At 46.6% G+C, this 26,330-nt stretch carries 14 protein-coding genes and 1 pseudogene; 5 read left to right on the plus strand and 10 right to left on the minus strand.

All coding sequences use genetic code 11. From position 1 onward, the window contains the following. Positions 1-64: 64 nt before the first annotated feature. The gene (locus tag QT990_RS24750) at positions 65-4,177 is read left to right on the plus strand and encodes an EAL domain-containing protein (protein ID WP_333465873.1); all 4,113 of its coding nucleotides are present in this window, start codon (positions 65-67) and stop codon (positions 4,175-4,177) included. A gap of 335 nt (positions 4,178-4,512) precedes the next feature. Here the strand turns inward: QT990_RS24750 and QT990_RS24755 are convergent, their stop codons facing one another. The 3 genes from QT990_RS24755 to QT990_RS24765 form a co-directional block, all read right to left on the minus strand. Continuing rightward, positions 4,513-4,677 carry a hypothetical protein gene (locus QT990_RS24755; protein WP_333465874.1) on the minus strand — a complete coding sequence of 55 codons (165 nt, stop codon included), beginning with the start codon at positions 4,675-4,677 and terminating at the stop codon, positions 4,513-4,515. Beyond that, complete coding sequence (locus QT990_RS24760; RefSeq protein WP_333133610.1) at positions 4,674-4,955, minus strand: DUF433 domain-containing protein; 282 nt, start codon at positions 4,953-4,955, stop codon at positions 4,674-4,676. Before QT990_RS24760 ends, QT990_RS24755 begins: the two co-directional genes overlap by 4 nt. Before the next feature lie 181 nt (positions 4,956-5,136). After that, on the minus strand, positions 5,137-9,696 hold the full coding sequence (locus QT990_RS24765) for a PAS domain S-box protein (protein ID WP_333465875.1): 4,560 nt from the start codon (positions 9,694-9,696) through the stop codon (positions 5,137-5,139). A 1,078-nt stretch (positions 9,697-10,774) separates the two neighbouring features. On the opposite strand from QT990_RS24765, the gene QT990_RS24770 reads away from it, so the two are divergent. Beyond that, on the plus strand, positions 10,775-11,095 hold the full coding sequence (locus QT990_RS24770) for a hypothetical protein (protein WP_333142989.1): 321 nt from the start codon (positions 10,775-10,777) through the stop codon (positions 11,093-11,095). Positions 11,096-11,223: 128 nt separating this feature from the next. On the opposite strand, the gene mdh is transcribed toward QT990_RS24770, so the two are convergent. The 7 genes from mdh to QT990_RS24805 form a co-directional block, all read right to left on the minus strand. Next, positions 11,224-12,177 (minus strand): malate dehydrogenase, encoded by a 954-nt coding sequence (mdh, locus tag QT990_RS24775; protein ID WP_333142988.1) that lies wholly within the window; start codon positions 12,175-12,177, stop codon positions 11,224-11,226. A 123-nt stretch (positions 12,178-12,300) separates the two neighbouring features. Continuing rightward, on the minus strand, positions 12,301-12,516 hold the full coding sequence (locus QT990_RS24780) for an NAD(P)H-quinone oxidoreductase subunit O (protein WP_015178120.1): 216 nt from the start codon (positions 12,514-12,516) through the stop codon (positions 12,301-12,303). 187 nt (positions 12,517-12,703) lie between these two features. Next, entirely contained in the window at positions 12,704-13,666 is a 963-nt protein-coding gene (locus QT990_RS24785) for a DNA-formamidopyrimidine glycosylase (protein ID WP_333288534.1), read from the minus strand. 2 nt (positions 13,667-13,668) lie between these two features. Further along, a complete protein-coding gene (locus tag QT990_RS24790; protein WP_333308654.1) occupies positions 13,669-14,052 on the minus strand; it encodes a photosystem I reaction center subunit IV in 384 nt (127 codons plus the stop codon). 427 nt (positions 14,053-14,479) lie between these two features. Continuing rightward, positions 14,480-20,179, minus strand: coding sequence for a DEAD/DEAH box helicase (locus tag QT990_RS24795; RefSeq protein WP_333465876.1), 5,700 nt, complete (start codon positions 20,177-20,179; stop codon positions 14,480-14,482). A gap of 11 nt (positions 20,180-20,190) precedes the next feature. Continuing rightward, a complete protein-coding gene (locus QT990_RS24800) occupies positions 20,191-21,192 on the minus strand; it encodes a hypothetical protein (protein WP_333308650.1) in 1,002 nt (333 codons plus the stop codon). Beyond that, positions 21,185-23,212, minus strand: coding sequence for a hypothetical protein (locus tag QT990_RS24805; RefSeq protein ID WP_333465877.1), 2,028 nt, complete (start codon positions 23,210-23,212; stop codon positions 21,185-21,187). The genes QT990_RS24800 and QT990_RS24805 overlap by 8 nt, the downstream gene beginning before the upstream one ends. A 218-nt stretch (positions 23,213-23,430) precedes the next feature. Between QT990_RS24805 and QT990_RS24810 the strand changes: the two are divergent. The 3 genes and pseudogenes from QT990_RS24810 to QT990_RS24820 all read left to right on the plus strand — a co-directional run. Continuing rightward, positions 23,431-23,769 (plus strand): annotated as a pseudogene (locus tag QT990_RS24810) (RibD family protein); the annotation flags it as partial. Beyond that, positions 23,749-24,489 carry a dihydrofolate reductase family protein gene (locus QT990_RS24815; protein ID WP_333465878.1) on the plus strand — a complete coding sequence of 247 codons (741 nt, stop codon included), beginning with the start codon at positions 23,749-23,751 and terminating at the stop codon, positions 24,487-24,489. The pseudogene QT990_RS24810 and the gene QT990_RS24815, both read left to right, overlap by 21 nt. A 279-nt stretch (positions 24,490-24,768) precedes the next feature. Beyond that, the gene (locus tag QT990_RS24820) at positions 24,769-25,965 is read left to right on the plus strand and encodes a GNAT family N-acetyltransferase (protein WP_333308646.1); all 1,197 of its coding nucleotides are present in this window, start codon (positions 24,769-24,771) and stop codon (positions 25,963-25,965) included. The last annotated feature ends 365 nt before the right edge of the window (positions 25,966-26,330 follow it).

A 26,330-nucleotide genomic window follows, 5' to 3' on the forward strand; every position in this document is an offset into this window, starting at 1 on the left:
ACCGTCCGCAGTATTGATTGACCACAAGTTTAAAAAAGTTGTCTGCTAATGGATCGATTAAACAATGGAAAGTTTTATCCCTGAAAACTCTGAAGACTGTCACGGCTGGGCCTCCAAGCCCGACTTGTACAAAGAGCTGCAAGGAACCAAAGAATTATTGCTGACGATCGCCAACTCGATGCCAATACCCCTGATCGTCAGCAGTCTGGCGGATGGCACAATTCTTTATAGTAACGATTTATGTCGTCAGGCTTTCGGGTTCACAGGATTCAAGTCGATCGACCGCCAAAAAGCCGAAACGCTCTACCACAAACCTGCAGAGCGCCAGGAATTGCTGTTACGGCTCGCCCGCAACGGACTGGTCCGCGAGGCAGAAATCCGGCTTAAAAAAGCTGACGGCACGCTGTTTTGGGCAAGTGTATCGATGCGGTATCTGACATTGGTGTCGGGGAAAGCTGTTCTGTCGGTGTTCAGCGACATTACGGATCGGAAACGAGTGGCCGCCAAGGAGCAGGAATTGCTCACGTCAATCCACTCGCGGGCCCGCCAGCAAGCGGCTGTCGCTTACTTGGGGCAGCAGGCCCTGGCCGAAACAGATTTGTCCGCACTGATGGACAAAGCTGCGGTTTTAATTGCTCAAACCCTGGACGTTGATTATTGCCAGGTGTTAGAACTGTTGCCCTCTGGTCATGCTTTTATGCTGCGAGCGGGGGTTGGCTGGCAGCCGGGCCTCGTCGGCAGTGCTACTGTTGCCGCTTCTGCCCGATCGCAAGCAGGTTACACATTGCTAGTGGGCGAACCGACAATCGTCGAAGATTTGCGGGTGGAAACGCGCTTTAGCGAGTTGCCGCTGCTGCACAACCACCGGGCTGTCAGCGGCGTTACTGTAATTATTCCCGGCAATCGGGGACTGGGGAGCAACTGGGGACAAGCAGAACCAGCCAACAGTTCCTCCTCGCAGGCCTGGGGCATTTTGGGGGTTCATACCTGCCAAGGGCGGGTTTTCACTCAAGATGACGTTTATTTTGTAGAAGCGATCGCCAACGTGTTAGCTGCGGCGATCGAGCGGATTCGATCGCAAGAGCGTTTGCAAATGATGGAACGGGCGATCGAAAGTTGCAGTAACGGCATTGCAATCACCGACGCGACTGTTGCAGATAATCCGATTATTTATGTCAATCCGAGTTTTGAGCGGATTACTGGTTATAGCAGAGACGAGTTAATGGGCAAAAATTGCCGATTTTTGCAGGGCACAGACACTGACGGCCCCGCTGCCCAACAATTGCGAATTGCGATTGAAGAAGGCAGAGAATCTCAAGTTATATTACGCAACTTTCGGAAAGACGGCACGCCTTTTTGGCACGAACTGTCGATCGCTCCGGTTTACAACTCGCGGCGACACTTAACCCACTTTATTGGAGTACAAACAGACATTACCGACCGCCAGCGATCGGAAGAAGAATTATTTTTAAATTCTCAAGCTTTAGCAGCTTTTAGCGCTAATCTCAAACACTTGCACCGGATTACAACTTATCATTATCAAAACTTTGAAGAACTGGTTGACGATTATCTAACAGCAGGCTGTTTGATGTTTGGACTTTCTATGGGCATCATGGCTGAAGTTGACAACGAGACTTTTATTGTCAGAGCCGCGAAAAGCGATTTAGAATACTTCGTGCGAGGCTTAGAATTGAACCTCAGCGATACTTACTGCGCGGCAGTCATTAAACTTAACAAAACAGTTGCGTATTCTCATATAGGAGCCGATATTGAGATGCGCGAACATCCAGCTTATCAAAGCTGCAAATCAGAATCTTACATCGGAACCCCGATATTTGTTAACAATAAAACCTACGGAACTTTAAGTTTTAGCTCGCCAGAAATAAAAAAAAGAAAGTTCAAGTATGAGGAAATAGAAATTATAGAATTGATGGCTCAAAGTATTGGCAAAATTCTGTCGGTTCACCAAATGGAAGTCGAACGCCAGCAGGCTGAAAAAGAGCGATGCGAGTTGATAATATCACTCAAAGAAAGTGAAGAACGCTATCGCCGTTTAGTAGAACTATCTCCAGAAGCGATCGCCGTTCACAGTCAAGGGAAAATCGCCTACATCAATGCTGCCGGCGCTAAACTCCTCGGTGCGAACTCTCCCGAAGCGCTCATCGGCTTTCCCGTATTGCATTTCGTCCATCCAAACTATGTGGAAACAGCCAGAGAGCGCATCCGGCTAGTCGAGACAGAAAATCAGCCGCTCGACCTTGCCGAACAAAAACTGATTCGGTTCGATGGACAAATAATAGACGTTGAAGTTGCCGGCATCCCCGCTACTTATCAAGGCTCAACCGCCGCCCAGATTATTATCCGAGATGTCACCGAGCGCAAGCGAGTAGAACGGGAACTGCTGCACGGCGCTTTTCACGATGCGCTGACAGGTTTGCCCAACCGCGTTTTGTTCCTAGACAGGCTAGGACAAGCCATCCGCCGATCCAATCAGTCCCCCGATTACAAATTTGGTTTACTTTTCCTAGATTTAGACCGCTTCAAAGTAGTTAATGATTCTTTAGGACACGTTTTAGGAGACAAACTGCTAATTGCCCTGGCGCAGCGACTGCAAACCTGCGTCCGGGTTTCTGATACCGTCGCCCGGCTGGGGGGAGACGAATTCACCATCCTGCTAGACCACATTCAGAGCCTCAGCGACGCCACCCTCGCAGCTAAAAAGATACAAACAGAACTGACGAAGCCGTTTCATCTCGAAGGACACGAAGTATTTACCACCGCTAGCATTGGCATTGTTTTCAGTCGAGGCGAAGCCACCGACAGTGGCGAATCGAATTCGTACACTCACCCGGAAGAATTCCTACGCGATGCTGACATCGCTATGTACCGCGCTAAAGCTTTGGGTAAGGCCCGCCACGAAGTGTTTAATTTGGCGATGCACGACCAAACAATGTCGCTGTTGCAGTTAGAAACTGACCTGCGGTTGGCTATTTTGGGCAAGGAGGAATTAGGAGAGAGCAAGGATCAACGTTCGCACTTTATTGTGCACTACCAACCGATTGTTTCGCTCGCCAGCGGTGCGCTCGAAGGTTTTGAGGCCTTGGTGCGCTGGCACCACCCAGTTCGGGGTCTAGTTCCGCCGTCTACTTTTATCCCTGTAGCTGAAGAAACAGGTTTGATCGTGCCTCTGGGAGCCTGGGTGTTGCGGGAAGCTTGTCAGCAATTGCGGATTTGGCAAGAAATGTTAACAGAGGAACAGAGAAGAAGTCCAATGGAAGTCGGAACAAGGCCCTTCGACTCCCTTCGGCTGCACTCTGGGCAAGTCGCTGAGGGTAACAAGAAGGAAGAAGGCGCTTCGACTTCGCTCAGGGTAACAACAGGAAAGATGGCAACGGGCAATGTAGGGGATTTAACTGATGTAACAGATACAGGGAATGAGGCAAACGTAACTTTTACTGAGCGTAGCCCCAGTATTGGTCACAGGGAAGAAATAATCGGTAAAAAATTACCAATTCCCAGTTACCAATTCCCGATTAGCGATTTCCACTCATCTATTACCAATTCCCAATTCCCAATTACCAATACTTCGGCTACGTTCAGTACAAGTTCCCAGGTACCAATTCCGAATTTTAAATTACCAATTATTGATCCTTCGCAATTAACAATGAGCGTCAATCTTTCTCCTAAACAGTTAGGCTTCCCGAATTTAATCGAGGAAATCGATGAAATTTTAGCAGAAACGGGCTGCGATCCGAGCTGTTTAAAATTGGAGATTACTGAAAGCGCGATCGTAGAAAATGTCAAGAAAGCCAATATTGTGCTAGCCGAATTAAAAGGTAGAAATATTCGATTGTCGATCGACGATTTCGGTACTGGCTATTCGTCTTTAAGTTACTTGCACCGTTTTCCGCTGGATACACTGAAGATCGATCGATCTTTTGTGAGCCGCTTGGGGGCTGTCGAAAATGGTGACGACGGAGGTCAGCCTTTGCAGATTGTGCGGGCGATCGTAACTTTGGCTCACAATTTGGGATTAAATGCGATCGCCGAAGGTGTAGAGACAGCCGAACAATTATCACAGCTTCGAGAACTCGACTGCGAATTAGCTCAGGGATATTGGTTTTCTAAACCTTTGGATAGTGATGCTATCACTGAAATGCTTACAAAAATCGATTGATTTATAAAAGTTTCATATTTTTTGAAGTTCCTCTGCGGGGGAACTTCAGTTTAAATGTAAAGAATTTGGTTTTCCATTTCGTCGGCTGTTGTGGTATTGAGGATTGAAACCAGCCTACCCACGATTTTCCCATACGGATGCCGGACTGCAATGATAATTCCGTAATGTTTTCCCTCCCGACTGAAATATTCTTGAGCAAGCGCTTCAAAATCATTTCGATTGTGGGTGAGAATAGCTGCTTTTTGGCTAATAAGCTGTTCTGCATTTAAACTACACAGTCAAAATTTGATAAAGTTCTTGTGGGGTGGGCGTCTCGCCCGCACAAAAAATGCAATTTAGATGTAGAACAGCTTAGCATACTCCAACTGCTCGACATCTGTTTTTCCGAGTTGCCCTGCTTGTTTGGCAGTTGTTGCCTCAAAACCGCGAGAATGTAGCAAGCTAGCTACAAGCACATCGACATCTTCATCTAAATAGACATGAATAAAAATTTCACTCATCGATCTTTGACTCGCGGATCGATTAACTCATCGGGAATGCGGTTAAGTTCAATATACTTGTTAATTTCTGCTTGGCAATCTAGATAGTAGCTCAAGGCATCAAATACTTGCGCTAGGGTGAGGTGTGGCAAACGGTGAGGAATCTCTTCTGGCGAAACTCCAATGCGCCACATCTCCACGATCGCCCGCACCGGAGTTCGAGTACCCTTGATAATCGGTTCACCACTCAGAATTTCATCATTCCTGACAATGTGACAGTGTTCTGTTGATTGAAGCATATTAGTTTGATTTCTCTATTTTGGAGAATCCATAAATATTTTAGCTCAATTAGTTCGCGATCGCACGCTTCTACCTCAAAAACCAGGTTTCTGGCGATCGTCCTCAACCTAAAATGACGCAATTACGTTAATAAACCGGGTTTTTGCGTCCCATGCCCCATGCCCCATGCCCCATGCCCCATTAACAGCTAGCTTTGAGGGGAATCTCGATCGCCAATTCTGTACCCTGTCCGGGCGAAGAAGTGCATTTCAGCGACCCGTTGTGTCTGTCTGTAACAATTTGATAGCTAATTGACAAGCCCATCCCAGTGCCTTTACCCACAGGTTTAGTGGTAAAAAACGGGTCAAAAAGACGAGTGCCGACAGTCTCCGGTATTCCCGGCCCGTTGTCAGCAATCCGAATGATTACTTTGCCCGCTGGCGATATTTCAGTGCGGATGCGGATGTTGCTAGGGTGTTTCCGCATTTCCTCAGCAGAACGGCGCAGATCCCGTTCTTCCAAAGCATCCAAAGCATTGCTCAAGATGTTCATAAATACTTGATTTAACTGTCCGGCATAACATTCTACTAAGGGCAGTTGAGCGTATTCTTTAATTACCTCAATTTCTGGATGGTTGTGTTTAGCTTTGAGCCGGTGCTGCAAAATCATCAGGGTGCTATCTATGCCCTCGTGGATGTTGACTGCTTTCATTTCCGCTTCGTCCATGCGGGAAAATGTGCGGAGAGAAGCAACAATTTGTTGAATTCTGTCTGCACCGACTTTCATTGAAGAAAGCAACTTTGGCAAGTCTTCCATCAGAAAGTCTAGTTCAATATGGTCTACTTCTTCTTGAATTTCCGGGACTGGATCGGGATAGTGATTTTGGTAAAGTTCGATCAGGTGTAGCAAGTCTTGGGTATAGTCGTTGGCGTGGGTGAGGTTGCCGTAAATAAAGTTAACTGGGTTGTTGATTTCGTGGGCGACTCCTGCCACAAGTTGACCGAGACTTGACATTTTTTCATTTTGAATTAACTGCGATTGAGTGCTGGTTAATTTCTGTAATGTTTGTTCTAATTCGAGAGCTTTATTGCGAGTTTGGGCGTAAAGATCGGCTTGGTTGAGGGCGATCGCCAATTGAACTGTAATCGCTTGCAACAATTCTACTTCGCCCTCACTCCAGGGTCGCACAGCAGCGGAGTGGGCGCAGGTAACAACGCTCACTACTCCCGAAAGTGCCTGCATCGGAATTGCCAATATAGATTGGTAGCCCAGAGAGTTAAGAGACCTTCTCCAAACAGGGTCTGCGATTGCTTCGACATCATCGACTTGCAGCGTTTCTAGACGCAATACCGGTTCTCCTAAAGGGCCGAAGTCAGAAGCTTTATAGCGACCTATTAAATCGGGAAGTTCTCTTGTGCGAGATTCTTGAATAACTTCCCAGTAAGGTTCCTCTCCGTCGCAGCGATACCAGGCAAATTGGCAACGATCGATCTGCAGGAAAGCGCGAATTTCCTTAACTGCGACTGTAACGATGCTGTCGAAGTCGAGGGAATTGCGGATTTGAGTAGTGAGGTTGTTGAGCAATTTTTCTCGTTCGGCCTGCTGTCTGAGTCGGGCTTCCGATTGCTTCAAAGCAATTTCTCCCCGCTTGCGCTCAGTAATGTCTTCAGTAACTGCTAATAAATATTGGGGATTGCCTTCTCGATCGAGAATTGCGGTTTTCTTGGTATGAAATATGCGATTCTCGCCTTCTTTTGTTTGAATCACTTCTTCGGGAATGTCTAAAATTTGCCCGCTGGCGAGCACTTCCCGGTCTTTGGTGGTGAAAAAGTCGGCTTGTTCTCTGGGGAAAAAGTCGTAATCATTTTTGCCCATAACTTCAGCAGCGGGGAAACCCATTACTTCTTCGGCGACTGGATTCCACAGTACAAATCGCAACTCTTCTGCTTCTTTGCCAAATACTGCGACGGGTATGGTTTTGAGTACGGATTCCATAAAATTTTGAGCGTGTTGCAGTTCTGCTTCTGCCTGTTTGCGATCGCTAATATCTCGGACGTTGGCAATGACGCTGAGATTCCCGTTGAGATGAATTCTGGACAGGGCAATTTCTGCATCAAAGGTTGAACCGTCGTTGGGACGCCTCGCTTTCCATTCCACGCGACCTGTTTCGCCTGCTAATACTCTTTCCCAAAGTTCTTCCATTTGTTCAATGGGATTGTCGCCAATTGAATAGTCGTTTTTAAATGATAATTTTGTTGCTTGTTCCTGGCTCACTCCGTACATTTCTAACATCCGATTATTGACATCGAGAATGTTGCCTTCTAAGTCGTGAATGAAGATAGCATCGTAGACATTGTTAAAGATTGTCCGCAGGTTTTGCTCGGAAACTTGCAGGGCTGCTTCTGCAAGTTTTCGATCGCCAATTTCTTGTTCTAATTGCGTGACTGCTTCGGACAGTTCGGCCGTGCGATCGCTCACTCGGTCTTCTAACTCGGCGGCTGCTTGTCGCAGGGCTGCTTCGGCGGCTTTGCGATCGGTAATGTCGAGCGCCGTACCGAACATTTTTACCACCTTGCCACTGGCATCGGTTTCGGCACGACCCAAAGCGTTGAGATGCCGCAGCGTGCCGTCGGGACGGTAAAGGCGCAAGTCAAAATCGAAGGGGATGCCCGCTTCGAGTCCCCGCTGCACTTGAGTCTGCCACAATTCCAAATCTTCTGGATGGATCAGAGCGATTTGTTCGGCTAGGTTGGGCGCGCTTTCTGTCGGTTCGAGTCCGAAGATGCGAAAGAGTTCTTCCGACCAAGTGACGGTTTTGGTAGCTGCGTCGAGTTCCCAATTGCCGACGTGGGCGAGTCTCTGGGCTTCTTTGAGCTGCCGCTGGCTCTCGCGGATGGCGGTTTCGGCAACTTTGCGATCGGTAATGTCGAGCGCGACGCCGGAAAATACGATTTCGCCGTTCTCGTTGCGGGTGGGCATGGAGTCGCCCTGCCACCAGCGAATCTCACCGTCGGGCTTGACTAACCGCCCTTCGTAGTGCCAGGGAGAGAGATTTTCTACCGCTTCGTTGACGGAAGCGATGTAGCTTTCCAAGTCTTCGGGGTGGACGCGGGAAATGAATGTATTCATGTCTCGCATCATTTCTGCTGCTGTGATGCCGCTGATATCGAAGATGCGATCGCTCATGTAGTCAACTCTCCACACTCCCTGCCTGCTGCAAAATTGGAACAGAGATCCGGGGATGGTGGCTGCGATCGTCCGAAACTTGGTTTCGCTGGCACTGAGGGCGGCAAAAGTCTGTCGTAGTTCTGCCGTGCGTGCTTCTACTCTGCGCTCTAGTTCTGCGTTGGCGTGTTGTAAGGCTGCTTCTGCTCGCTTGCGATCGGTAATGTCGGTGGCTGTACCGGTGGTGCCGAGGCAGTTTCCGGTTTCGTCGTACAGGGCGATCGCGTTAAACATCAAATGTTTCATGCTGCCGTCTTTGGCGATTTGGGTGCTTTCGTACTGGAAAATTGATTCTCCTGCCAACAGGCGGGCGAAAACTTCTAAATCTTTCTGGCTTTGTTCTGGTGTCACAAAGTCGGAGAACGGCCTACCGATCATTTCTTCTGGTTCGTAACCGTAGATGTACTTAACTGCTGGGTTGACGAAGGTGTAGCGTCCTGAAGCATCGACCGACCAAATCATGTCTTGGGAGGTTTCTACCAGGCTGCGGTATTTGCTTTCGCTGGCTTTGACGGCTTCTTCTGTTTTTTTGCGTTCCGTCATGTCGCGGGAGACGCCGACAGTCATGACGATTTGGCCGTCTGCGTTGCGGATCGGTGTTTTGACGGTGCTGAACAGTCGCACTTCTGAGTCGTGCCGCGTCACCGGTTCTTCAGAAATTTGCAGAGTGTGCCCGGTGTCAAATACGAAGCCGTCATCTCTGACGTACTGGAGAGTATTGTCGGGATCGGCGAAAGGCGCGTCTACGATGTCTTGAAGTTCCTCTTGAGTCATGCCGTAATAATCGCGGAATGCTTGATTTGCCCAGACGATTTTCGATTGGGGGCCTTTGACTAATACCATATCGGCGATCGAATCGAGAATTTGGTGATATTTTTGCTCGCTGTCGCGGAGTTTCTGCTGGGCGGATTCGATTTCTGCTATTTGCCTCTGGGTTTGCAAGTGCAGTTCGGCTTGGTAGATGGCAACTGCTAAATGGTCGCCTACTTGTCTGGCAAATTCGATTTCGTCTTCTTGCCAATCGCGGGGATTGCCGCACTGGTGAATACACAGCAATCCCCACAGGTTTTGCCCTTGCAGTAGGGGTACGACTAAGTTGGCTCGGATTTGAAGCCGCTTGAGAATTTTGAGGTGACAAGGGCTCAACCGGGCTTTGTAGATGTCCGTGACTGCTTGAACATATCCTTTGGTGTATTTGGCTGCAAATTGTTCGCCGAAGCAGTAGTCGCGGATTTTGGCTCCCAAAGATGGGCTGTATTGGGGCAGTACGTCTTCGGACACTACTTCGCCCTCGTTCAATTGGGATTCGGGAAAGAAGCGATAGATGGCGACTCGATCGGCATTTAGGAGTTGCCGTACTTCGGTGGCTGTGATTTTGAATATTGTTTCTAAGTCTAGGGATTCACGAATTTTGCTAATAACTCCCATCAGCGCTTGCAGCTTTTTGAACCAGGTTTGAGACTGCGTTTCTCTTTCTAGGTGAGCTAGTTTCTCGCGCAGGTTGATTACTTCGTGATACAGGTATTCCTGAAACATAATGCTTTTTCTTTAGTTATTTTGCGGTTTGTTATCGAGGTTGATGGCATCTCAATAGCGCTCTGCAAGTTGAGCCTGGTAACTCAAAAAGGCAAAGAACATAAGCTGTTGGGCATTTAAAAGAGGATAGTAGGGTGCGGAGCGTACATAAGTATTTCCCATATCCCGCCACTGTTCTAGCTGACGCACCCTACCTCTATCGTTATTGGTTTAAATGTGTAACAGCTTATTCTCCTCCTTCTGCTAGCACTTAGCAGCTACTTACGCTGCATTTCCGTATTTTTTCGAGATTTGGAGGTCAATCGACCATTTTAGCTCCCGTATATTTACTGAAAAATTGGCAGAATTTGCTACTTCTTTTATTCTCAATTATTGAGAATAATGCTAACAAAACTTACACATAAACCGGGTTTATTAACGTAATTAGGTCAGGGAATGTCGGAAAGTGGGAACAAGAAACCCGGTTCCATTGCGAGATCGGGATGAGCGTCTCTGACTAATTTTGACATTTTTTGGGCTCGCCTTCGGTTGCAATTGTCACCTTTTTATTATTACCCCAAACTCCCTCAATGGTTTCCTTGTTTTGGCGATCGCATATCCTGTTGGGATCGCATCTATTAAAATTTGTTTAAATTGAGGCGATCGCCTTTTCTAGAGTTTTAAGTAATGCTCGATTTATCTCTCCTAAATTAGATTTTTTACAATCTTTAGGGTCAGCCGAAATTTTAGATATTTTTCCTTGCCTTCTCGTTATTTCATGCGAGGGATTGAATCTTTTCAACTGATTAAAATTCCCCGAATCAGAGGTTAGTTTTCGGTCAAACAGTTGAGGTAGTTGCAGGCTATGGTTAAATGGACTCAACTCAAGGGCTATTGCCTACCCTTCACCGAAGGCACGCGCGTTCGAGATAGCTTCGCACGCGCGGAGAATTTTTGCCCGATTTTTGCCATTTTTGAGAAGTGTAAAAGTTTTAGATAATACAAATATTTAGGGTATCACATTTTTGGCGAAAGTAAAGGTATTTCAAGCTGGATCAATAGAAATGGCGATCGCGAGGATTAAAGTTTGGGCGAAGTAATGATAAATTCCGTAGAAACTCGCATTTCACTTCCTACCTTTAAAGTGCCACCTTGTTGTTGGGCAATCCGATCGCGAGTGAGAGATAATCCAAAACCGACTGCTTATGCGGTTGGTATAGTAGTAAAAAGAAGATGGCAGATTTTGGCTTTAATTTCTAGAGAAACTCTGATGGTATTGTCGCGCAAACCAAGTTCAACTACTTTTGCCAGTTTTTGCGTTTTTAGCAAGTTTTTGAGAGTAAATTTTATGTTTATATATCGGTTTCTTGCTACCAATTTTTCGGCGTTTGAAATACAGCATAACAACCACGATCAATGATATTTATCAAAGCGCGGTTGAAACCAGATAAGCCAACTTCCGAAAGAGCTATCCCACTGTCACACTCAATATAAATTATTATATTGAAGTGGCGAGCAGGCTGCTGTGCTCAACCAACAGCTACAAGCTTAAGAAGCCGTTTTCAATATTGCCCTGGCTTCCTCAATATTTTGGGCAACCAATTTGCCCGACTTGATAAAGGCTGATCTTTCGGTATCGCTGAGTTCAAGTTCCACTATTTGTTCCACTCCCTGATATCCCAAGCGGCAGGGAGCTCCTAAAAAGATATCTTGCACGCCGTATTCGCCGTGCAAATAAACGCAGCAAGGCAAGAGTCGCGACTGATTAAATAAAATAGATTCTACCATCAAACAGACAGCAGATGCGGGTGCAAAATAAGCACTACCAGTCTTCATCAATTCTACAATTTCTGCGCCGCCGTGGCGAGTCCGCTGTACGAGTCGATCGATCGCCCCAGCATCCATAAGTTGATTGATGGGAATACCGTTGACAGTAGAATAGCGGGGCAAAGGAACCATCAAATCGCCATGAGAACCGATGACAGTGGCATTGACTTGAGCATTTGAAACGCCCAATTCCATTGCAATAAAAGTTTGAAAGCGGGCGGAGTCGAGAACTCCCCCCATCCCCATGACTCGGTGTTTGGGCAAATCTGCAGCTTCCCACGCTAAATAAGTCATGATATCTAGGGGATTTGTGACTGTGATTAAGATTGCTTCTGGAGAATGCTCGATCGCCTGTTTTGTGGCTTCGGTGACAATTCCAGCATTGATTTTAATTAAATCTTCCCGATTGATACCGGGTTTGCGGGGCACTCCGGCGGCAATTACTATGATATTTGAGTTTGCCGTATCTGTATAATCATTTGTACCGACAATTTGGCGATCGTGGTGTTCGACTCCCCTAGCTTCCATCAAATCCAAAGCAACGCCCTGCGGCCAACCCTCCACAATATCTAGCAATACTACATCTGCCAGATTTTTCTCGGCAATTCGCTGGGCTAACGTACTGCCGACTTTGCCTGCACCGATAATTGATACGCGGGTTGATGGAGAATTCATTTGATTTTAGATGTTAGATTTTAGATTTTAGATTTTAGATTTTAGCAATCAGCTTAATTGGGGAAAGGCGCGCGTCGCGCACCCTTCGCTACATTAAGAACAGTGAAGTTTAGTTTTGGTGAGTTACTTAAAATCTTCGAGTTGGTCTACCCGCAGCCAAATATTCGGGGTGGGTACTTTGCCAAATTTGACGAAGGCATAGTCGCCGCGAACATCCATCACTTCGCCCTTTGTTTCAAATATATAGGAGGAAAAGCGCTGGTCGCTGGCTTTGGCTTCTAGACTGTTTTCCAATTTTTCGCGTACAGCGCGAACTATACTGCCTTTCTTGATTGCCATAACTTGCTTTGTTTAGTTTAAAAAACTATACAAATTTTAATCTAGATTTGGCTTGAAAGTCACTCGGCGATTGAAATCGCTACTAAACAAACGAAGTCCGCCTACGCGGACTAAGGAATAAAGGGGTGCGATTCGTGGGGTAAATCTAAAATCTAAAATCTAAAGCCTAAAATCCATTGACTGCTTTTTATGTCTGACAAATGGGGCAAAAATGAGTCGATCGCCCTGCTAATTTTATACGTTCGATGGTTGCCGAGCAAGTGCGGCAGGGTTGACCGGCGCGATTGTACACCCAAGCGACGCCGCCGTAGTTGCCGTTGACACCTTGGACGTTGAGAAAATTGCTAAAAGTGGTGCCACCGGATGCGATCGCCTTCTGTAAAACTTGAATAATAGCTGTATGGATGCGCCCAATTTGCTCTGCGGTCAAATCCGCGCACAGAGTTGTGGGCATCACTCCCGACAAAAACAAAGTTTCGTCTGCGTAAATATTGCCCAAACCAGCTATCAGTGCCTGGTCTAGCAAAGCTGTTTTTATGGGTCGCGCCCGCCGTTGCAGCTTGCGGGCCAAATATTCTGTTGTAAATTCCTCTGAAAACGGTTCTGGCCCTAAAAGTTTCAAACCGATGACTGTGCCCGAAACCTCGGTTTCTGCGGGCACGTACCACATTTGCCCGAAGGTGCGCTGGTCTACAAACCGCAATTCTTGGTTTCCTTCAAAAAACAGCCGTACTCGCGCGTGTTTTTGCAGGGGTTCGGATCGGTTCACCCACAGCAGTTGTCCCGTCATCCGCAAGTGAACGCCCAACCAGCCTGCTTTTGAAGGCAAAAGGGAGGGGGAGAAAGAAGGCGTTCGGGAAGAGTTTGGAGTTTGGGCAAGAAATTCTCCCACTCTCCCCCTCTCCCCCTCTCCCTCTCTCCCCCTTTCCCTTTCTCCTTCTGGGAATTGAGATAGTTCTGCCAGTAGATATTTGCCGCGTCTGTACCAGCGGGCGATCGACTTTCCTTTGAGTTGTGTCAAAAAATCGGTCGCAGAGATTGAGCGGGCGATCGTGCTGTTTAACAACACGTCCCCGCCCAACATTTCTCGATCGAGGGTTGCTTGATTCAAACCCCGGCAAATAGTTTCAACTTCTGGCAGTTCTGGCACAATTAGCGTTGTTCTGTTCCTTGACCTTGAGGCGAACCTTGGACCGTGCCCGGCGTTTCAGAGCCCGCTTTGCTGTCCGCGGTAGTTTTCGGCTGCTGCGAGGGGCTACCCTGGCCGGTTTGCCGAGTTTTCTCGTCCAGCGTGGTTTGTTTGCCGCCGGAAGCTACTGGAGTCCCTGTTTTCGCTTTTGCTTTGGGTGCTGACACTTCCACTAATTCGCTTTGGGCGAAGTTGTTGGTGTTGACGCCTGCATAATTTACGCTGTTAAAGCGAACGATAACTGGGTATTTAATGCCGCTTTGGTCTACCGTAGCAACGGTGCCCACTTCTTGATACCAGTAGGATTCTTTGCGGAGAATCCGAACTGTAGAACCGCGTTGAACCATGAGCTTTGTTTCCTTTGCGATGAATAAACGGATAAAGCCATTTTTTTTACTCTAGTCGATCGCGCGGCGCATTTAAAGTCTGCAACGAAATTTTTACCTGTCGCGCCGTTTTTTGAGCTGCTGTTTGTAAAGAAAAGTAAATACTTTGCTAGGGCGATCGCTGGGGTTGCAAAATAAATAAACAGACATTATCCGTTAAATACAAGCTGTGCGATCGGATCTATAAAAAACTTTACAAATAGGAGAGCGGGCCGGAGCGCCTACATAGTGCATTAATAGGATTTAGGCAGAGCCGTGGCAATCCCCCAGCAGGCCGCGTTGCCCCAAGCGCTCTGGGAATTGCCACGGCTCTGCACGAGAAGGTTGCGTAAATCCTCATTCAGTCAAGTGATCCACCATCTAGTGTGTTAATGTTTGAATCCTGCATCTAATCATCTAGCGATTGATAGCACCAACTCGGACGGCGCAGGAGATTGAAGGTATCTAGGTATCGAACTCGATCGGGCGCTTCTACTGTAGCAATCGCTTCATGCAATAAGCCTTGAGGGTTATCTACGTCCCACAAAGGATGAACGATAATAACGCTTTTATCTCCCACTGCAAAACCCGGTAAAGCGCCGAACTGTTCCCCGGAACAACTAAACGAAGCACAAAATATATCGCGCAAAGCAGTTGCATTCAGCAGCCAATTTTCTAAGTCAGGAGTAGAAAAATCCCCATCGAGTCCGCATTGAAAATTGCTGCTAGCCAATGCCCTCAGCAAGGAAAGCCCCAAACGCCAATCCAGCAGACCGTGATAGTTCATATTGCGGTACTGCTGCAAGCAATCGTAACAAGAAGAGTCGCATTTTTGGCGGTGTTGTGGTGACATAATTGCCTCAGCAAAGCTATTTTGAGAATTCAGAATTTTGTCTGTAAGGATATCTTCCCAGTGATTAGCTAGCCAATAGGTGAAGCCAGAACCGTTAGCAAGGCGATCGCTAATTACAATTTCTCCTACTTTTTTATCCTCTAATTCAACCTGTCGCAAACCGCTGATGTCTAATTCTTCCGGATCGATGTCTAACTCCTGTGCCGCTACAGCACGAACCGTGAAAGCGGCTGAGTAGAAAGCAGCTTTGACAGCAGAACCGGGTGCAATAGGATCGAGGCACAATCCATCAGGTACAGTAACGGGCTTAATTCGCAGTACGCCAGTAGTTTTTGGGGCAATTATAGCGATCGCCTCTGACTCGCCCTGGGGTTTAAACCTCACCCCGTCAGGCTTATTCTGGAATCGCTCATCAATCCACTGATCGGGTAATAGTTTGTCACCGCGTCCAAATGTGGCAGTTCCTATTGCTCCCTTAAATAGCTGTCCTCTATTGTCATTGACGCGGAAAACGCGGCCGGACTTAGAGAAAGCTATCTGAGTATTCGTGTTATTTACTAAGTTAAAATCTTGAGGTTGGGCCTCGGCGACGCTGCCTGCACCTGTAATTAACGCATCGTATTCCTCTTTAGCGTCAGCTCCAGGATTGATGCTGGTACGGAAAGCTAAAGGGACAGCCCACTGAAAAACTCGAAATCCCTGTTCCTCAGTTGCCTCGCATTTCGGACAGATTGTATCTTCAAATATTGTATTAGAGGTTGCCGTATGTTGGCAGCGCTGACACCTCAACATCCATTTGCGATCGCTCAGAGGTTCGCCCGCAGGAACTAACCCGTGTTTACCGTCTGAAATTAACGGTGCTGTAAACCCGATCGCGGTATAAATTCGCTTGTCTTTAGTTTTTTCGGAACCTGGTGCAAATTCCGCGACTGCTAAATCTAAATCTCGATCGATAGTAGAAACTTTCTGTTTTCTAGACGGTTCGTGATGGTACAAATCGCGCACTCTTGAAGGCATCCCGTACATCGGCAAAATCCCGCCCTCAGCGAGGCGTTCTGCCAATCCATCACCAGTCAATTCTAAGTTATTGGCGCACTCATTAATTTTCTCAAACAACTGCTGACGTGCATAGTTTTCTAAGTTATCGCGATCGATACCTTCAACGCCGACTAGCAGAGAATTTATTACCTCAGTTACTTCACAAGAAGTTCCCAACCAGCGCCGAACTTGTTCGCGCCGTTCTTCCGTTTCCTTCCAATTTTGAACTGTGCCAAATTCACCGTGACTGTCCGGCTTTTTTTCCACCTCCCAGCAGTTGACACCAGCAGCAATAAATGCTATTCTCAAACATTCTTTGGTGAGGAGGCGCTGGGCCATCTCAACCTGTGACATAGCAAGAAAAGGAACCGGCGGCGGATCGCCCGTAATTTTTTCAGGATGCCGGTAATAAAACTCATCGTGCGATCGACCGCGACAGAGAGTAAGTACAATAGCAAAAGCCTGACCCCGGCGCCCTCCGCGACCCGCACGCTGCTGGTAATTAAAGCGCATCGGCGGCATATTTGCCATCACAACAGCCATTAAACTGCCAATATCAATTCCCACTTCCATTGTGGTTGTGACGCTCAAGATATCGATGGTATCTACTACTGGGATAAAATCTCTGTCTTGTTCGCCAAAATTCACGATGATGTTGCGGAAATGCCGTTGCCTTTCGGCTTGATCGTCGGTTTGCCCGGTCAACTCTTCGCAGTGCAACCGCAACGGTTGACGCTTATTTACAGCTTGGGTGGCGAAATAATTGCGATCGTACAAATCCCCGCATTTTCTATTAGGTTTCGCTGGTAAATGTGCCAAACAATTAGTACAAACACCTCCGGCGCGGTGCAGGTGATGGCGCTGGCAAGACTCGCACTGCCACACGGGGTCATCGGACACAGCAACTCGTACAGATAAATGCCGGGGATTAAGTTTAAAGTGGTGGTGTTGACCGTATTCGCAAATAGCAGATTTCAATGCAGGCTTCAATTCCTGTTCTGAAATTCCGCAAGCTTTTGCACACTCTTTAATATAATTCCGCAAGTTGGAGCGCGCATCACCCCAGTCTTTCCAGTCATCCAGCGGATAATCTTGAGGTTTTCTTGGATATCTGTAAAATTCACCTAAAATTCGCAATACGCCATCGCAAATACTCTCAAATACTGAGCTTGAAACTCCGCATTGAATGGCTAGCTGTTCTAATTGATTTTGGAGTAAATTCAGGCGAATATAACCCAATCCAGATGCTTCAATCCCAAAGTATAGGCGACTGAAAAGAGTGTCACAAACCTCGGATTTAACTTTTTCTCGAAGTGTGCTGTCTCGCCTTGTTTCTGCTTCAGGAGGCAAGTCTAGTTTCCACCCGGCGGTTGCAAAGTCAAATATTTTTGTCCAATGATGGTACTTTCCATCATAGGAAAATTCTTGGTAAAGAACATCGTTACCTGCAGGGTTAACGCCTAAGTTTACTAATCGCTGGATCAGGAGTCCCGGATCTTGGGAATTCTCAATGCCTTCAAATAGTGCTCTGAGAGGAACTGTGCGGGTATTGCCTCTTTGCTGAATTTCGTTGAGTAGCTTCTGAGCATTATCTCGATCTTTCTGCAAAATTTTTACTGCTACAGGAGAAAGTTCTGGTTGCCAGGTCAAGTTAGCTGATTCAAGCTTTTCCTGTAACTCGCTGACAATATTGGGGTTGCGTTGAGCAAATAACTGGGCTTCAGGACGAGTAGGCTGACCATATTGTTGAATATCTTCTAATAAACGTAATTCGCCTACAGCCAACTGTCCGAGTTCATCAAAAAGTGCTTCTCGTACCAAGTCGTCGTAGTGCGATCGCTCAATGCCGTTGGATATTGAAGCGGCATCTTCGCGGCTGTCAGAAAACACAACTAATTTGCGGGATTCTGCATCTTCCGGTAACTGATAAAACAGTTCTTTGGAAAGTAATTGACTCACCTTAGAAAAACCTGTGCGGAACCAACGAACAGGCGATTTATTTTTTTTCTTAGGATGGCTGTAGTTAGCAGCACAGCAGGGACAAATGGAGGGTAATGCTCCAATAAATTCTTGCTTCTCTACAGAGAGCGATCGCAAGTGAAACAGATAGCCTTTCACCCACTGTTCGTCCGGGGAATCTGGATCTCCTAGAATAACACGACCGCTGCGGGTATCTAACGATGCTTTATCCCAGGAGGCTTTCTCACCGCCTTCACCTTGTCTCGATGGCTGTTTCCAACCTTTGCAAACATCTTCATTAATATTTCTAAAAGGCCAAAACACGGCAAATTCAGAATACTTGCGGCGATCCAAAGCTATGGCTGTCTTGCGGTCGGGTATGCCTTCAATATCTGGTTCTGTCGGCAAAAGTTCCCATCCGTCTCCGTCATTATCCTGTCTTGTCAGCCTGTTTCCCCCAAGAAATACAGTTCTGCACTGTTCGCAATAAAGCAGTTCTAAAACTCGGTATTCGTCGTAAAGTATGGGAGGATTTTCGACAAATAGTTTGCCAACCAATCGATTTTTACTAATTTCATTTTCCTCGCACCCGTGATTCGGTTTAGTGCAAGCCCACAGCCCCTCAATATTCCTGAAAAACCAGTGCAGCCGGAAAGATGGCAAAGATTTTTTGTTCGATAAACCGCGAGTCGCTAGAAGTCCTGTTACTGCGAGTTCGAGGTTTTCATTGGGTAAGTCATTGCCGAAAATCTGTTTAGCAAAATTAGCGATCGCTACGGCGCGAATTTTGCCGTCAACTTTACAAGCATTGACCATTCTAGCACCAACTTGCGCGGTTTCAGATTCCACAATTTGACGGCAAGCACTGTATGCAGCCGTTGACTGCAACGTTTCTGCATTGTTGATTTCTGGTGCTGCTGCCAAAGCGATAAACGGTTCGCTCTCCAGAAACTCTTGACCTTCAATTGGTGGAATTTCTTCTAAATGACCCGGTATAATCTGTTGGGAATTCCATTGAGAACCAAAGAATTGATTCAGAAATTCTAAGCTTTTTGGATCGTCTGGTTCTAAAGATGCACTAGAAGCAAGAACCCGCAATTTTGGATGACCGGGATGCAGCCCCAAACGTTGCAGCAAAAGTCGCAGCAAATAAGCAACTTCTGTCCCAGAAGTACCGCGATATAAGTGCAATTCGTCAACAATTAAATGAAAAACGCTGCCATCTTTGTTTAACCATTCCTTTGTTTTTTCAAAAATATCTCGTTCGAGATCGCGCATCAGCATGATACTGAGCATAGAATAGTTGGTGATTAAGATATCTGGCGGGGCGTCTTTCATATCCCAGCGGCAGCGCATTTCTGCCCCATCTAAGCGCGGGAAAAAGAACCTCACATCTCGATCGCCAGTGCGATCGGCGTGTTCGCTAGCGCGCTCGGCTGATAACTGCATCTGCTGCATTGCTTCCAGAAGTTCTTCTATTTTTTTTCCATTAGGTTTACGATTTTCTTTGTATTCATGCCCCGGTACGGGAGTAACGCCGTTGTACCTGCCAAAATAGACTCGATTGCCTTTTCTATTATCTTGAAACCAATCTCGCGCTGCTTGAGAATCTAAAGCGCGGCGCAGCCTGGTAAGCTGGTCTTCAACTAAAGCATTCATGGGATATAAAATCAAGGCGCGAACTGCTGCATCCCGCTGTTCGTGACTTCTCTGAGGAACCCGATAAGATTTCTTAAAGCTGCGTTTTTTATTTACTAACGGATTGCATTGGTTCTGCCATTCTTCATTTTTCCACCAATCGTTAAGGTGTTCTGGTTCGGCTTTAGGCGGCTTCCAATTTCTTGATTCTTGCGCGAGGTAAGCAAACAAAGGTAACAGAAAAGATTCGGTTTTTCCCGAACCTGTACCGGCCGTTACTACAGCATTGTTGCCTGCTAATGCTTGCCGTAGCATTTCGATTTGGTGTTCGTAGAGTTCGTAATTGCCTACAAGTTCGCACTCGGCAAGTTGTTTAAAGTCTTGAAGGGCAGTTTCATCTAATCCCGGTACATTTGAAATATCTAAATCATTGATGGTTTTACCTGATTTTTGATAGCTTGGCATCGGTTCAATCCAGGGTTCTTGATGGAATGCACCGGGTTGGCGCAGCAGTCTTTCCCGTTCTCGTTCAATTTCGGGAAATTGAGTTCCGAAAGCGGTTTTTACATAAAGTAGAAAGTTGTCGCGAATTGTGTTAAATGCGTTAATTGGATTGTGCATAAGTTACCTCACTATGTTATATCTAAAGATTGCTGCAACAGTGTCTGCCCTAATTTAGCGGCGGTCATTTTTGCTATTTGAGGAGGAATAGCGGAGAATAAATTGAATCCCTGAATTTGCGGCAGAACACGCGGCATTTTTTCATATTTTGCTGCATAACCAGAACAAAGAGTTAAGGATCTTTCTAGAAGTCGTGGCAGCTTAACGCTGGCGGGTACTGCCATATGGAATGTGCGTTTGTCGTAGATAAGAACATTCCGCCGCAGTGCTTTTAGAATAGCGTACCTCCCCCAATCGAGGTCTATTTCCGCACACATTCCATCTTGCCACAGATAGTAAACTTTGGTGTTTCGGGATGGGTGAGTGTATTCACTAAGGCGAATGACGCCATCGGTTTGTTGTATGGATTGAAATTGTAAATAAATCGGGTCAAAGGTTTTGCTTTGCCAGTTTAGTTCTGGTTCTTTAGACCATTCGAGGGTAGCTAAGTAATCGTAAATACAGGCGGCAAAGTGCAGCAAAGACCAGGCTGAAGGCGTTTCGATAAAAGGTATTTTAAGCAAATTGCCGATCGCCCTCAATTCTCCTACATCCTCCGCTTGCACGGCGACTCGCTTCGGTATCAACCCTAATTCATTGGATTGTTCTGTGACTTCCAGGTTAATGTGATGTCCCACCGACTGACAAGCCTCTGATAATTGTGCGATCGTAGCAGGCGATCGTGCTCCTGCTAAAATTGCTTGAGGAAAGCCAGCACAAGGCAACCGCACCAATACAGGGGGAGCAGCATAAACCTTACTCTTGCTGCGATCGCCACTAAAATTAAAGTCACAGTGACCCAGGGAATTGAGGGCGCGAATTGTTTGAAGTCTTTTATTCTTAATTCCGGTATTTTCCTCCATCACACCCGTCTCAAGATTATACAAATAATCAAAGGTTTCCTTAAAGGATAGCCAAGCAACTTCCTTTTTTGCAGAAATAACGTAGAGCAGTTTTTCGCTAGTTTCAGACACGTTCTGCCTCCTTCTGAAACTGTTTCCACAATGGTTTCAAGTTGGATCGATCTGGCGGGGAAATTATCTTGCGATCGTGCCACAATATTTCTTTCCAAGCGCGCATCTTCTTGCGGTTTTTGCACTTTGACATCGACGGTTGTGACTCTGCCAAATTGGTGCCACAAAACATTGCTTGACCGCGATGGCGACCTTTGGAAATCGCCCAAACAGGCTCCCAATCTGTAGGTAGTGATTCCGCTGGGCAGATTGCTATTTGCCCTGGTTCTTTACCTACATAGAAAATCCGCTGCTTTCCTTGTATTGGTAAAAAAGTGTTGAAGTTAAAGTCTGGGAAATCAACGCCCCGTACCAATGCGCCAGCAACGCTTGCGCTCCCATTGTCCTCGGTCAGGAGATTCCCGAAGCGATCGAACTGTTGCGGGTTGCTTTGGGATGGCAAAGAATAGTTTTCTACCAATAACAGAGAACAGCGCCTGATAATATCATCTCCACTGCGTGCTTCAATTAGCAACTTTGTTTCTGCTCGAGTATCGGCTGGCAGTTCATAAATATCTGCTGCTTCCGTGGAATCTAATAGGCGATCGTTGCAATATACTTTTATTGATTCGCTGCCACCTTGCAGCACCAATTTTGGCGGTGCAAATTTAAAGAATTTATTACCTTTTTCCAGGCGGATTCCCCCAGCTAACTCTAGCCGTAAATTGGTCGGGAAAGCTAAGATTGGGTATTCTCGTTTAACAAGCTCGTCACTGTAAGCCCCCTTCGCTTTGAAGAAGTGCCACCCACTGGGCAAACCATTTATGATTTGCAAATTTTCAAAGTCTTGACAGCTAGAGTGTCCCCATCTTGTCAGCAATTCCAAACACTCTTGATGAGCTGCTAAATAAAATGGCTTTTGAATGGGCAACTGTCGCACTTCTACAAATCCGGGTAATGCCTGACTACCTCCATCAACGAATACTCGAATCCGCGATGCTGGCAGCCTAAAACACCATTTAGAGTCAGCCGAGCGCACTTGCAAACCTTTCAACCAATCAAATTCAGAGGCAACCAGCGGTTTTCCATCTGACTCAGATATCAGAGGTGAAGACCAACTCCCACTATCTTCGTAACAAGAAAAGGATTGAGAATTGTCTTCTAAAAATAACAGCAAACCATCTTCAGGAAATTCTTGTTTAGTATTGCAACGCAGGCTTAGGGTAGCGCGTTTGGCAGTTGAATCGTGCTTGCAGCACAATCTCAACAGTCCGTAAATCTGCGTTTTACCTGAGTCTTCAGCAGTTCCATCCCAATCGCGCAATTCATCAATAATCCATTCGAGCAATGCTTGGCGAAGTTCTTTGCTGTCGCTGGTTTCTTCTAATAAGTCTAGCGTCCGTTTTCGGAGTTGTTTGCACCCGTGTTTTGCTAACAAAAGTGCGATCGCTTCCTCAGCAGGATGTGAAGTAGAATCTAAGTCAGCAGCGGCAAAAATAGCCGGGAGTGCGCGCCGTTCTTCCTCAGTCAGAAGAGTTTGTGCAAGCGGCAGTCCAATGTGATTTCTCTTGCCAATGCTGGTGCTGTTGAAGATACCCAATTCGCCAGATTTATCTTGATTAGACCATTTTTCTAAATCTTCCCAGAGTTCAGACATCCGGTTAAATGAAGGATACTGCCCTGTGGTAGGTTCTTCGCCTAGTAATGTTCGCAAGCGCGGATAGTAAGAATGGGCGGCAAAAGTTCCTTCAATACCGGCTGCTAAGACAAAGAGCGCTAAATAAGCGATATAAGGCGGATAGTCTAATTGTCGCTGCTGCCAATTATCCCGGCTTTGTAAGGCTTTCACGCACAAACCCTGCCTTGTCACCCCAAAATGCCCCGTTTTGATAGCTGCAATAAAATCTGAGAAATCAACACCCCTTTCTTGACCAATATCCGTTATTAGTTTCTCTGTGACATACAGGTGAACGGTACTGCCCGCCATTTCCGGTTTAAAGAAATGAGATGCGATTGAATTATTCCAGGTTAAATAATCCATTCTTATGTTTTATATAATTTGACGGAAATTGGTAATTTTAAGTATTATAACTCTAGTTGCTAAGCAGGTGAGTATAGAGAAACTTAATTATGTCGAAATCGCCAGCCGATATCGATTATAATATTTGGCAAGGGCGTCCGTATAGCGAACAATAATAGGGTTTATATCCGTGAAGTTACTTAGTTAAATATGATGTCGTGCGAAAATTTAATAAATTAATGACAGATAAGATCGATCGACCATTAGCAACAGTAATACTCGCGATCAGTGCTGACGGTAAAATTGCCGATGCAGTGCGCTCGCCCGCGAGATTCGGTTCTGCCAACGACAAAGCCCACCTCGAACAGCAAGTAGCAGCAAGCGACGCGGTTTTGTTCGGCAACGGCACTTTACAGGCCTATGGGACGACGATGAGAGTGATTTCGCCGGAATTGCTCAAACAGAGGGAACTGCAAGGGAAGCCCCCACAACCGGTGCAAATTGTGTGTTCGCGATCGTCCCAATTTGACCCAAATTTGCGATTTTTCCAGCAACCTGTGCCTCGCTGGCTGCTGACGGGGCAAGACGGTAGGGAAACGCCATTGCCGTCTCCGTTCGATCGCACATCTGGCACCATTCTCAAGAACGGGCAAGATGCCCGTTCCACAAGAGATGAATTTTCTAGTGGAACAGGCATCTTGCCTGTTGATCAAAGGCTTATTGACAATGGTGCCATTCTCAAGAACGGGCAAGATGCCCGTTCCACAAGAGATGCCCGTTCCACAAGAGATGAACTTTCTTGTGGAACAGGCATCTTGCCTGTTCAGAAAAAGCTTATTGAGAATGGTGCAACATCTCTCAAGAACGGGCAAGATGCCCGTTCCACAAGAGATGCCCGTTCCACAAGAGATGAATTTTCTAGTGGAACAGGCATCTTGCCTGTTCAGAAAAAGCTTATTGAGAATGGTGCAACATCTCAATTCGATCGAATTATCTATGCGAAAACCGCAGGTGGAGAGATTGATTGGATTGATGCGTTTCAACAGCTAGAAAGCTTCGGTATCAAACGCTTGGCGATTCTGGGCGGGGGAAAACTGGTAGCGTCTGTGCTGGCTGCAGGCTTGGTAGACGAACTTTGGCTGACGGTGTGCCCGTTAATTTTGGGTGGGGCGGATGCACCGACACCTGTGGAGGGAGAGGGTTTTTTGGCAGATTTAGCTCCGAAATTGGAGCTTTTGGCGGTTAAACAGGTGGGACAAGAGGTATTTTTGCATTATCGGGTCGATCGAACTAACTAAAGCTCAAACGTACTCCGAGACTAGGGTTTGACGATTAAGCCCTCCGATCCCCCCTAGCCAAGGGCGGGCACTCTTGGCACCGCCCCTACGAAGGGGGGAACCGGAAGCACTCAAAGTCCCCCTTCTTAAGGGGGATTTAGGGGGATCGGGTCTCGGACAAAAGCGAGATTTGTCAGGTTTCAACATTCAGTTGACACCAGTTGCCATTGAGCTTTCCCAGCGATCGAATAATTGTATTAACTTAAATGAAGTTCGATCGCTCTACGCTCAAATCTCCCTATGCTGAAACAGCCAAAACCTCAATATTCTGTAGCCTGGATTAGCAAAATAGGCGAAATCCCGCAAGCGTCGTGGGATGCCCTGGCGATGCCACTAAAAACTCCATTTCTGGAATGGGATTGGCTTAACAATCTCGAAGTCTCCGGCAGTGCAACAGGTAAAACCGGTTGGCTGCCGCATCACTTGACTGTGTGGCGAGACAAACAGTTGATTGCTTGCGCGCCACTTTATGTCAAAAGCCACAGCTACGGCGAATTTGTGTTCGACAATCAGTGGGCCGATTTAGCTCAACGTTTGGGCGTTAAATATTATCCGAAATTGATGGGAATGACGCCGTTTACTCCGGCTGAAGGCTATCGGTTTTTGATTGCCGAGGGGGAAGATGAAGACGAGTTAACCGGAGTAATGGTAAGCGCGATCGACCATTTTTGCGATCGCCACAATATCTCCGGCTGCAATTTCCTTTATGTCGATCCCGAATGGCGCGAAAGAATGGAACGCCACGGTTTCAGCAGTTGGCTGCACCACAGCTATATTTGGCAAAATCAAGGCTATCAAAATTTTGACAATTATTTAGGCGCATTTAATGCCAACCAGCGCCGCAATATCAAGCGCGAACGCAAAGCAGTTGACCAAGCTGGTTTGTTGGTAAAAACGCTGACGGGCGATGAAATTCCCCAAGCCATGTTTGGTCAAATGTATGCTTTTTATGAGAATACTTGCGACAAATTTGGTTGGTGGGGAAGCAAGTATCTGACTAAGCGATTTTTTGAACAGTTGCACCACAATTATCGCGATCGAGTTTTATTTGTAGCCGCCTACGACAAGGAAGATGACAGACAGCCGATGGGTATGTCTTTTTGTTTGTATAAGGGCGATCGACTGTACGGGCGTTATTGGGGCAGTTTGCAGGAAATAGACTGCTTGCACTTCGATGCTTGTTACTATACGCCGATCGAATGGGCGATCGATCGGGGCATTCAAAGCTTCGATCCCGGTGCCGGCGGGCGGCACAAAAAACGGCGCGGCTTTCCAGCTACGCCAAATTATAGTTTGCACCGATTTTATAACAACCGTCTTGCCCAAATTCTCAAGTCTTATATCGGTCAAATCAACGAAAGAGAACAGGAAGAAATTGATGCAATCAACGAGGATTTACCTTTTACTAAATTACCTCCGTTGTTACTCGGCGAGTGACGGTTGACTGGGAATTGGGAATTGTAAATTAGTAACAGCCCATCGGTGTCAACCTAATACTAAAACCCTGTGTCTATCTCGTTTGTATCGAAGTTTCGAGTCCCCTAAATCCCCCTTAAGAAGGGGAGTCGGGGTTGAATTTGAATGCTCTTTCCCCTTTATTAAGGGGAGTTAGAGGGGGCGTAACAATAGTCTTGTCACCCCTTATTAAGAGGGGTTAGGGGGACTCGAAACTCAACTATAAACGATATTTATTATGGATTTTAGTCTTAAGTTGACACGAATGGTAACAGTCAACAGTCAACAGTCAACAGTCAACAGTCAACAGTCAACAGTCAACAGTCAACAGTCAACAGTCAACAGTC

It is taken from the genome of Microcoleus sp. T3_B1 (assembly GCF_036700445.1).
Lineage (GTDB): Bacteria > Cyanobacteriota > Cyanobacteriia > Cyanobacteriales > Microcoleaceae > Microcoleus.

Coding starts and splice junctions, on each gene's coding strand:
- QT990_RS24790 (WP_333308654.1), bottom strand. CDS start 14,052: ATGGTTCAACGCGGTTCTACAGTTCGGATTCTCCGCAAAGAATCCTAC.
- QT990_RS24765 (WP_333465875.1), bottom strand. CDS start 9,696: ATGTTTCAGGAATACCTGTATCACGAAGTAATCAACCTGCGCGAGAAA.
- QT990_RS24805 (WP_333465877.1), bottom strand. CDS start 23,212: ATGGATTATTTAACCTGGAATAATTCAATCGCATCTCATTTCTTTAAA.
- mdh (WP_333142988.1), bottom strand. CDS start 12,177: ATGAATTCTCCATCAACCCGCGTATCAATTATCGGTGCAGGCAAAGTC.
- QT990_RS24795 (WP_333465876.1), bottom strand. CDS start 20,179: ATGCACAATCCAATTAACGCATTTAACACAATTCGCGACAACTTTCTA.
- QT990_RS24755 (WP_333465874.1), bottom strand. CDS start 4,677: ATGAGTGAAATTTTTATTCATGTCTATTTAGATGAAGATGTCGATGTG.
- QT990_RS24760 (WP_333133610.1), bottom strand. CDS start 4,955: ATGCTTCAATCAACAGAACACTGTCACATTGTCAGGAATGATGAAATT.
- QT990_RS24770 (WP_333142989.1), top strand. CDS start 10,775: ATGATAAATTCCGTAGAAACTCGCATTTCACTTCCTACCTTTAAAGTG.
- QT990_RS24780 (WP_015178120.1), bottom strand. CDS start 12,516: ATGGCAATCAAGAAAGGCAGTATAGTTCGCGCTGTACGCGAAAAATTG.
- QT990_RS24750 (WP_333465873.1), top strand. CDS start 65: ATGGAAAGTTTTATCCCTGAAAACTCTGAAGACTGTCACGGCTGGGCC.
- QT990_RS24820 (WP_333308646.1), top strand. CDS start 24,769: ATGCTGAAACAGCCAAAACCTCAATATTCTGTAGCCTGGATTAGCAAA.